Annotated in this window: 7 protein-coding genes; 4 read left to right on the forward strand and 3 right to left on the reverse strand. The window is 38.4% G+C overall.

Features of this window, described 5'->3' with window-relative positions; all coding sequences use genetic code 11:
- Positions 1–376 precede the first annotated feature (376 nt).
- Entirely contained in the window at positions 377–2,182 is a 1,806-nt protein-coding gene (locus H6G68_RS21640; RefSeq protein ID WP_190908490.1) for a 3'-5' exonuclease, read from the forward strand.
- A 117-nt stretch (positions 2,183–2,299) separates the two neighbouring features.
- Here H6G68_RS21640 and H6G68_RS21645 read toward each other — a convergent pair whose 3' ends face one another.
- The 3 genes from H6G68_RS21645 to H6G68_RS21655 are packed head-to-tail and all read right to left on the reverse strand — an operon-like array spanning position 2,300 to position 6,073.
- Positions 2,300–2,776: a hypothetical protein gene (locus H6G68_RS21645; RefSeq protein ID WP_190908491.1), complete on the reverse strand. Its 477-nt coding sequence runs from the start codon at positions 2,774–2,776 to the stop codon at positions 2,300–2,302.
- A 45-nt stretch (positions 2,777–2,821) separates the two neighbouring features.
- Positions 2,822–5,716, reverse strand: coding sequence for a CHAT domain-containing protein (locus H6G68_RS21650; RefSeq protein WP_190908492.1), 2,895 nt, complete (start codon positions 5,714–5,716; stop codon positions 2,822–2,824).
- A 60-nt stretch (positions 5,717–5,776) separates the two neighbouring features.
- On the reverse strand, positions 5,777–6,073 hold the full coding sequence (locus H6G68_RS21655) for a 2Fe-2S iron-sulfur cluster-binding protein (protein WP_190908497.1): 297 nt from the start codon (positions 6,071–6,073) through the stop codon (positions 5,777–5,779).
- Between the two features lie 392 nt (positions 6,074–6,465).
- Between H6G68_RS21655 and holA the strand changes: the two genes are divergently transcribed.
- The 3 genes from holA to H6G68_RS21670 all read left to right on the forward strand — a co-directional run bounded on the left by holA (position 6,466) and on the right by H6G68_RS21670 (position 9,660).
- Positions 6,466–7,431 (forward strand): DNA polymerase III subunit delta, encoded by a 966-nt coding sequence (gene holA, locus H6G68_RS21660; protein WP_190908493.1) that lies wholly within the window; start codon positions 6,466–6,468, stop codon positions 7,429–7,431.
- Positions 7,432–7,548: 117 nt separating this feature from the next.
- Positions 7,549–8,544 (forward strand): AAA family ATPase, encoded by a 996-nt coding sequence (locus H6G68_RS21665; RefSeq protein WP_190908494.1) that lies wholly within the window; start codon positions 7,549–7,551, stop codon positions 8,542–8,544.
- Between the two features lie 120 nt (positions 8,545–8,664).
- Positions 8,665–9,660, forward strand: coding sequence for a hypothetical protein (locus H6G68_RS21670; protein ID WP_190908495.1), 996 nt, complete (start codon positions 8,665–8,667; stop codon positions 9,658–9,660).
- Positions 9,661–9,898: the final 238 nt, after the last annotated feature.

Genomic DNA, 9,898 nt, shown 5'->3' on the forward strand with positions numbered 1-9,898 from the left:
AACCACAGAGGCACAGAGAACAAAGAGAGAGAAGAAATAGAGAGGGTTTTTGCGTTAGTTTTGGGACATATTTTTATTTGGAAGTCCCTAATTTCTTACACCAATTTTATGTGAGGCTGCACAGAATCATGAATTTCATTATTCCATCTTCATCTGTGTTTATCTGCGTTCATCTGCGTTCTATTATTTCTGATATTTTACTCTATGGAGTTTCATATTAATTTGGAATTACATTATAAAATTACCATAGCGATTATTTTGAAAATCTATTTGTAACAGGCTTTTTTAATATTAGCGGCTAATGCCGTTATAGATGTAAATTCATTCTTTTCAAAATCAAAAGATAAAAACAATTAGTAAATAACTCATAATTACAATGAACATTAATTACAATCATCGTCATTTTATCACCAAAAGCGATAATCAAATTACCGTTGTCGAAGATAAATTAAACATCTTCTACACAGATAATACACTTTATCAATCCTGGCAACCTTTACAGACCATTAAACCTTACAATGCCCTGAAGCAAATGGTTATTGACATTGAAACTTCAGGGCTGATTCCTAGTAAAGATAGAATTTTCGCTATTGGTTGTATGAATGAATTAGGCGAGTATTTTGTATTTATGGATGAAAATGAATCAAAATTACTCTGCCAATTTCTTTCCTATTTTCAGTCTATATCTCCTGATGTAGTTCTCACATACAACGGTACAGAATTTGATTTTCCATTTATCATTACTAGATGTCTAATCAATAACATATCTCATCCATTTAATATTTCTCAGCAATCGAGAATTATCAAAACAGCACAGGTATTTGGCAAGCCTATGAATATTTCCGAAATATTCATCAGCAACAGCCAACATATTGATGTTTATATTTGCGTCCTGAGATGGGATTTTGTCAATAAAGCATTATATCAACATTCCCTAAAAAGTGCAGTCATAGAAATGGGATTGCGAGAATCTGCTAGGTTAGTTTTAACTCCCCAAGAAATTCAACATTGTTGGGGTGAAGGTGCAGGTTCTCAAGGATGGGAAAAAATCAGAAAATACCTAATTTATGACTTGGAAGATACGAAATTAATTGCTGATAAATTAGTTCCTTCCTATTACTATGAATCGCTGATAGTACCAGGGATGAATTTACAACAACTATCGCTCACTGGTAATGGTACTAAATGGCAGCGAGTTTTAGAAAGACAATATCCAGGTTACAAACCAACTGCTGATCTGAAGTTGAAATTTGAGGGAGGACTGGTAATTTCTGTACCAGGTTTACATAAACATATCGCCAAAATTGATGTTTCCAGTCTGTATCCCAGCATTATGCTTAAATATGGTATTTGCTCCCGCAAGGATACGCAACGAGTGGGTTTAAGTATTCTCGATTATCTCACCAGGGAACGACTCAGACTCAAGGAATTAGGAAAAGCTGGAGATTTAGCTGCTAAACAAGCTGAAGCGGCTCTCAAAGTGTTAATCAACTCGTTGTTTGGCTTTTATGGGACTTCTGGTGTTGGTTTTAACGATATGGAAGCTGCTGCACTGGTTACAGCTTATGGTAGACGGATTCTGCGATTCATGATTGATGTGATTGAAAAAGCGGGAGGTATCCAGGTTGAAAGTGATACTGATGGTGTGTTCTTCTCCCACTCTGAACCTCTGCTGATATTTGAAAAGCTGCAAAATGCTTTACCTACGGGTATCAAAATTGAGTTGGAAATTCTTGCTCAAGCGATGTTTGTTCCCTCTAGAGGAGCTAAGAATTATATTATCTGGCATGAAGATGGTAAAATTACTACTAAGGGTTCATGGCGGAAACGCGATCGTTCTCGTCTAGAAAAGGAGTTTCCTTTGAACTACCTGACACAATATCTTCTGTCAAAGGCTAAGGCAGAACAATATTACCAGGAATTAACAAAGGTTATTCGTTTTGGTGATTTTCCTGTGGAACGGTTACAGGTTACTCGGAAAATTAAGAAGGGTGAAAAGGCTCTTTTGGTTCTGGGTAATACTGGGGATGTTGTGACGTTTTATCAAGGAATTATGGGGTTGACTAATTCTGAAGCCTATTCCAGTGGGTATTATTTGGAGTTGATAGCTAAAAAACGGGATGAGTTACTTTCGGTTGTTGAGCCTCAAGGTGATGTGGGAAAGCAGTTGAGTCTGTTTTGAGGGAAGAAGTATGCAGGGTAAATCTTGCCAATTGCACTCATTTTGCCGAATGCAGTATGAGTACATTGATACTTCCCCCAACGACTATATGTGCCTAGTGACTGCTCGCTACAACGATTATGTTGTGCTACTTTCAGAGGCTTCAAGGTTTTGCTTCCATGTAGCACATATCTCATCACTGATGGTTTTGGCAAAGGTTTTGATAACTAAAGTTGCCACAATCGCAGCTACAGCAGGAGCCAAACCCAGATTAGCAACTAAAACAGGAGCAAGAAATCCAGCAGCTTTTGCAGTACTGTCTTTCAAAGCTTCATTCAGTTTTTTTAAGGTTTCTCCATCATCAAATGGATCTTTGCACAAAAGCTCATAAGATGCAGCATTCAGGCGTTTGAATAGCCTTTGTCCAAAGTTCATCGTGTCTACATTGCCTCTGGTGATCTGATAGAGATTGAGATCGATGGAATCAAGAGAAGCGCTTCTTGTTTGACCTTCAATATCTTCACTAATGCCTTCGGCACACATCCCTAGATGTAGCATCAACTGATTATCGTCAAACTCTGCTAGTTTTTCCGTAAGACTATCAATTTGTGACATATAAAATTTACCTGTTTTGAATCTGTAATGTACTTGAATGAAAGTTTAATTTTTTACTCTTCCTTCTGGATCAGCGTAAAGAGTGTAAGCTAACCAAGTTGAATTATAAGGGGCAGCCTGTCGTATTTCTTCCCGTGCTTGACGGAAAGATTCTGCGATTGTCTTATTGTCTTTCAAAAGTGCCGTATAAAAAGACTTAGTAAACTGAAGGGCTAGTTTATCGCTCACTTCCCACATAGCACCAATAAAAGCTCCAGCTTGGGCTTTAAGCACTCTCTCTGCCCATCCACCTAAACCTGTAAAGCTAAACTCTGCACGTCCTCCATGACAAGCATTAATGAAAATTAATGGACGCTGACGCTTTCCTCCAAAACGGACTCGGATATCTGAAGGATACAATGAACCATCGGATAATTTAATTGCAGAATCATTGGGTGAAGTTGAATCAAATAATCCATGACAGGCAAAGTGCATAATTGATAAGTCTTCATTTTTCAGACTATCCAATACCTGAGTTGGAGTGCTGAAAGAGGCTAGAGAAGTAATATTAGGGCTTAGACTAGAAAGCTGTTCTAGAAAAGCAATTTCCTCCTGTAAAGATGGCAAATTTTCTTGTTTTGGAGCTATCGGTCTTGCAGTTTTAATATGAAACTCACCTACTGTTCCTGCTCCTGATAACCATCGGGCAATCGAAAACTGCTGACACCAAAATAGGTCGTCCTCCCGTTCACCCTCATCATTCTCTCGGAAAGGCTTGATCATTTCCCAAGGAATCCACGGTTCATCGGAATTAATTAAAATAGACTTCACACGGGGCTTGAATTTCCAGTATTCCTGTTTGAGTTTTTCTGGGATTAATTCTTCCCATAAATCATTCCCCTCTGCTTCTATACGCTTCTCAGCCAATACCCTATCTTCAGCAGTTGTTGGCATTGTTCTAGCATATTGATTCATCTTTTTATAGACTGCTTGCATTTTCTCTAAAGGTGAACCTTGAAGGGTTACTTTCCCAACCTTAGTACGGCGATAGCCAATTTCTTCTTTCACTGAATGTAAGAAGAAGGAGAGCGTACAGCCATCATCGTCTAGTTCTATAAACAATTCCAAATCTTGGGGAGGAACAGTTAGCGAAGTTTTTAACTCAATATCAATTGGTTTATCAGGTTGACTAACTTCTGTGGTTACAGGCTGTTCTGAGACTAAGATGTTACGAATAGCTTTTCCAATAGGCTTTCCATTTTGATAGAACTGAACTTTGATTTTTTGTTGTCCTAGTTTTCGCGGAATCAGAACAAATCTCACACTTGAGTCATCATCTCGTTCAACCTGCATAATTTGAGTATTATTACCTTCAAGATCGAATCCTGAATAGCTTAATACAACTTCAACTTCTGGCAAGTTGTCAGTTTCAGTTTCCTGAAGAAATAACACACCGTATATAGGTTCGGGTTGGTCTTCAGGCTTATCGAGTAGTAATTCAATGGTTAAACTAAATCTTTGATTAAGGATAGTTTTGTCAGGACAATCAAGGTTTGGATATCTTATGAGGTTCTGAGGAGTAGTATTCACCTGGGTGTTAGGGTCAGGGGAGAATTGAGGGAATTCTGCTATATCTGATCGCGTTAACTGTTCAACATCATATTCTTCAACATCATATTGACGGAATTTTGCTGATCGCGTTAACTTTTCAACATCATATTCTTCAACATCATATTCTTCAACATCATATTCAGGAGAATTCTGTAACTCTTCAAAAACATCTCCAAGAACATCTCCAACACCATATTCAGGAGGAGGTGATGGTATTGGTACTGGCGGTAATCCCTCGATCATATTTGGCTTCCACCATCTATCATCGCCAAACAGGAGTCTCTCAGTACCTTCAAGTATACTTAAGGTTTCGCTTAAAAGAGTTGAGATTGATAGAGTATGAAACTGGCCTTCTAGTTCCTGAATCTTTGCACCATCAATCTGTTCTCTAAACCAATGATTATTAAATTCTTGAATATCTTTACTAATACTAATATCTTCAACAATCTCTTTTACAATCATGAAAGCTCTTTCTGTTACTCTCCTAGCTGAGTTCTTCGGTAGGTATGGAGCTAGAGCCATAAGAGATCTTGCTTTACAAGGTTGAGCAGGAACTTCTTCAATGGTTTCTAGTAGTCTTTCAAAAACTTGAGATTGTTGTTCTCCTTCCAAATAATAGTAAAGTAACACCAGGATCTTAGCCCTAGCACGTGGAACACCACAAAACTGTCTATCTATTTCCTCATTTTTTGTGGCTCGGTGAGGAGCAGCATTATGAGACTTGGAAAACTGTTCTAAAACCTTGTTAAGCTCAGTGAGTGCATGAATACGGTTATTCCTTGCGTCACTATCATTAATTTCATAAGCAATTACCAAAACTTCCTGGAGTAAGTTGGGAGACAATTGTGGGATTATTGCTACTAACAACTTTGTACAGGCATGATAACTTTTGCTAGAAATAAGTTCTTTGGCTATTGCCAAAACTTCCTGGAGTAAGTCGGGAGACAATTGTGGGATTATTGCTACTAAAAACTCTGCACAGGTATCATACCTTTTGGTAGAAATAAGTTCTCTGGCTACTCCTAAAGCTTTCGGCATTAAATCAGGAGTGAGCCGCGAATTGAAGGTAGCCATAGCACTAGCGCGTGACTTCGGTTGACTAATGCTACTAGCTATTTTAAGAGCTTCTAATATCTGATCCGCATTTAAACGAGAACTTAACTTTGATAATGCAAAAGCAGATGCCCCTGAGTTACTAATTTCAGCAACTATTTTTAGTGCTTCTGAGAGTAAATTAGGCGTTGTTAGATCAGGAACTAAATTTACTAGTTTTTGTGCACGTTTAGATGGATTTCCAAGCTGATTAATACTAGCCAGAGCATCAAAAATATCTTCTTCTGAATTCGGCATATAATTTAAATACAAAGTACTAATTTTTGTGGTTTACGTAACTCATTCTTTACCTATTTACTACCACCAGTTCTGTTCTTTATGAGTTTCGATAGTGCAATCCGAGAGAGGGTAAGCTACACACGTCAATACATAACCAGCATCAATCTGCTCATCATCTAAAAAGCTTTGATCCGACTGATCAACTATCCCTTCAACAATCAAACCAGCGCAAGTAGTGCAAGCTCCTGCTCGACAACTATATGGCAGATCCATACCCTTTTCCTCAGCAGCATCAAGTATATACTCATCTTCAGAAACCTCAATAGTTGTGTTCAGTCCTTCGGATTTATTAATCAAAGTAACTTTATAAATCATTTTTGCGGTATCCCCATCCCCATTAGATACGTCCTCAAACAACGTCATTAGCAACATCTCATCTGTATAAATTTTCATGAAAATAGCATAAGTCCTCCCAGAAAGTGACAAAAGAGGGGTAATCTTTACAAAATTACAAAAACTGTTGAGTAAAATCTTCGCATTTTTACCTAAAAAAACTCATTGTTTAAAAAATTTTGATACTGGATACTGTTGGGGAAATATTACTTAACAATATTAATGTTTTTATAAACTTGTCTTCACTGCATTTGAAGTCCCTAAAGCATTGCACAACAGTGCCATTTCGTTAACTTCCTACTTTCCCGTGCAGACAAAATTATAGTGTGTCTAGAGCTTACGCTCATGTACGACAATTGTATTACCGTACTACCATGCCAACATACTTATACTGTGGTGAAAACGAATTCTTTCTAAATCGCACCATCAAACAACTAAAAACCCACACTCTAGATCAACAATGGTCAAACTTCAACTATACAGAATACCCCCCAGAATCTAAAGAAACCATTCCTCAAGCATTATCCGATATCATGACACCACCAGTTGGAAGTGGAAGAAGATTAGTACATTTGCCCAACAGCACATTACTGGGAATTTGTTCAAAAGAAATTTTGTTGCAGTTGGAGTCCATTCTCCCCAAAATTCCCTCAACAAATACCCTCCTGATCACCAACACTCACAAACCTGACGCAAGAAATAAATCAGTTAAACTCCTACTGGAATACTCACAGGTACAGGAATTTTCTCTCATTCCCCAATGGCAAACCCAAGCATTAATAGAGCAAGTTCGTACTTTAGCTGACGAAGTAGGTGTAACACTCACCACTGATGCCTACACAGTATTGATTGATTACACAGGCAATCATACACGACTGATATTCACCGAACTAGAAAAGCTCAAAACTTATGCTTTGGGTAAAACAGTTAATGGGGATATGGTGAAAGAATTAGTCTCAGAAAGTGCTGCTAATAGCTTACAACTAGCCAACGCCATTCGCTTGGGTAACATTGCTCAAGCATTGGAATTTGGCGATCGCTTAATTAACTGTAACGAACCAGCTTTAAAAATTACCGCTACCCTGACTACTACCTTTCGCACTTGGCTAACCGTCAAACAGATGATCATCACCGGGTGTCAAGACGACAATAAAATAGCCCAATTTGCAGACTTGAAAAATCCCAAACGCTTGTATTACATCCGCCAAGAGGTTGCTAATTGTTGTGTAAACAAGCTGAAAAATAGTTTGAAAATGCTGTTGGAACTAGAGCTAATGCTGAAGTCTGGTGTAGATGAAAAACTCGCATTGCAAACTCAAATTATCAAACTTTGCTCGTAGGTACTACTTCTTGCAAATGCAATCAACACCTCGGAAATTTAACCTAAAATGCTCCGGTTGTTGGAAGGCTATTAAATTTCTGGAGATGTCTAATCAACCATTTCAAATACTCAAAAAATGAAACAACTTGATCTACTTCATCTCACAACAGACCTTTCTGTTTGTGAACCTTCTCAAAGTATAGATTCCGAATCTACACAGCCAATTGCAGAAAACTGGCAGTTATCAAAAATCATTGGTCAAAATTTAGCAGTATCTTTACTCAAAGGTGCAATTACACACAACCGAATTGTCCCCGCTTATTTGTTTGCTGGAGCAGAGGGAGTAGGAAAATCATTAGCTGCTAAATGCTTTATCGCTGAAATTTTCAACATCCAAAACCTAGCTAACTGTCCTGATATTTTATGGGTTGAACCAACATACCTACACCAAAAACAGTTATTAAGTGAAAGTGAAATAGCAGCTTCTGGGGTAATGCGAAAATCTCCATCCCAAATTAGAACTGAGCAGATTCGAGAAATCACCCAATTTCTGGCTACCTCTCCTCTAATTGCACCTTACAAAATTGTCGTGGTAGAAAATGCTGAAAGAATGCCACCCACTGCTGCTAATGCACTGCTGAAAACCTTGGAAGAGCCAATATCCGCCACAATTATCCTCATTTCATCCCAACCCCAAAGGTTACTGGCTACAATTACCAGCCGTTGTCAACTGATTCCTTTCCAGCGACTAAACAACGCCCAAATGACCACAGTTTTAGAAAATGTGGGACGTTCTGAAATTCTCAATCACCCAAATGTTATACAGTTTGCGGGTGGTTCTCCAGGGTATGCGATCGCTTACCATGATCAACTCCAATCTATCCCACAATCAATTTTGCAACAACTAATTCAACCACCTAGCAATCTGTTAACAGCGTTAAGTATCGCCAAAGATATTGAAGTGCAATTAGATTTTCATCAACAACTATGGTTGATAGATTACCTGCAACATTGCTGGAAGGAATTTCTCAGTGTTCAAAATTGGCTGTTGAAATTGGAAGATGCCAAAAACTCTCTGTTGAAAATGGCCTCTCCTCGATTGGTATGGGAAGTTTTATTATTTCCTGACTAACACCAAAAACTACATTTTTAACGCAATCTGTCTAAACATCATCAAAGATACCAAACAACATTTTTGGACAAAAGGATTGCGCTATGCGCTCTTGTGGTGAACTAAATCAAACAAAAAACCATGAGTGCCATTATCAATAATTACCGTCAATTGGATGTAGCATTTCTCCTGCTCAACGACTTGACAACAAGACTCCGTACGGCTGGGGCAAGAATCTCAGTTAGAAAAGTGGGAAATTTCCACAGAATCACTGTTTTAAAAGAACCCACTGTAGCCAGTATTGAGCAAATTCTTGGTGACACAAGCGGGGATACAGAAACGCCTAACCTCAGGAGTAGTGATGCAATTACTTCACCCTCTGAAATCACTCCGTCACCAGATGAAACTTTTAGTGAAGCTGGTAGTAATACATTACCTACCGTAAACGAAGATATTGAGGAGAACTCAGTAGTTGAGGCGAACTGCTTGCAGCAGCGCTTCGCTATCGCTCAAACATCATCTGAATCTATTACACCACCAGATGATACTCCTAGTGAAGATGGTGCTAATACAGTACCTACCGTAAACGAAGAGATTGAGGATAATTCAGTAGTGGATGCGTTCGCTCAAACATCACCTGAATTTATTACACCACCAGATGATACTCCTGGTGAAGATAGTGGTAATACAGTACCTACCGTAAACGAAGAGATTGAGGATAATTTAGTAGTTGAGGCGATCACACAAAAGACACTGCCAGAAGAGATCGCTCTACCCGAATCATCTGAATCTATTACACCACCAGATGAAACTCCTAGTGAAGCTAGTAGCGATACTGTAACTGTGGTGAGTGAAGATATTGATCATAGCAGTGACAGCAATGATATTATTCCCTGCGACACAGCAGAACTAATCACCGATTCAACTGATTCTCCTACACCTGATCACTCTTCCTCAGAAGTAACAAATATTCCCGATTCTCCAGAATTAGCAAGTTTGGAAGATTTACAAACCCTAACTTTAAAAAGACTAAGGGAGTTAGCCAAATTGCACAAAATCCCTGGTTTCTCTCGCATGAAAGAAGAGAAATTAGTAACCAAATTGCATGGTTTAGCAACCAAAGAACAAATTTTGTAATAGTCATCAACCTCAAATCTCTAGTAGATTTGGGGTTATTTTTTACGCAGTTTTACCCAATACAACCAGTAATAAATGCGCTAGGCGCAATCAGGTTTGATACTGGGCTGTATCCAATAAAGCCTCAAATCAGCCTGTAGCAAATCATTCGTTTAGTTGCATAACCGAGAATGCGCTATCGCGCTAATACCGTGAAAAACATTGATTACCCAAGGAAAATAATATGACTCAGCAATAC

The sequence above is a fragment of the Anabaena catenula FACHB-362 genome, from assembly GCF_014698735.1.
Classification (GTDB): Bacteria; Cyanobacteriota; Cyanobacteriia; order Cyanobacteriales; family Nostocaceae; genus Anabaena; species Anabaena variabilis_A.

Coding starts and splice junctions, on each gene's coding strand:
- H6G68_RS21640 (WP_190908490.1), top strand. CDS start 377: ATGAACATTAATTACAATCATCGTCATTTTATCACCAAAAGCGATAAT.
- H6G68_RS21645 (WP_190908491.1), bottom strand. CDS start 2,776: ATGTCACAAATTGATAGTCTTACGGAAAAACTAGCAGAGTTTGACGAT.
- H6G68_RS21650 (WP_190908492.1), bottom strand. CDS start 5,716: ATGCCGAATTCAGAAGAAGATATTTTTGATGCTCTGGCTAGTATTAAT.
- H6G68_RS21655 (WP_190908497.1), bottom strand. CDS start 6,073: ATGATTTATAAAGTTACTTTGATTAATAAATCCGAAGGACTGAACACA.
- holA (WP_190908493.1), top strand. CDS start 6,466: ATGCCAACATACTTATACTGTGGTGAAAACGAATTCTTTCTAAATCGC.
- H6G68_RS21665 (WP_190908494.1), top strand. CDS start 7,549: ATGAAACAACTTGATCTACTTCATCTCACAACAGACCTTTCTGTTTGT.
- H6G68_RS21670 (WP_190908495.1), top strand. CDS start 8,665: ATGAGTGCCATTATCAATAATTACCGTCAATTGGATGTAGCATTTCTC.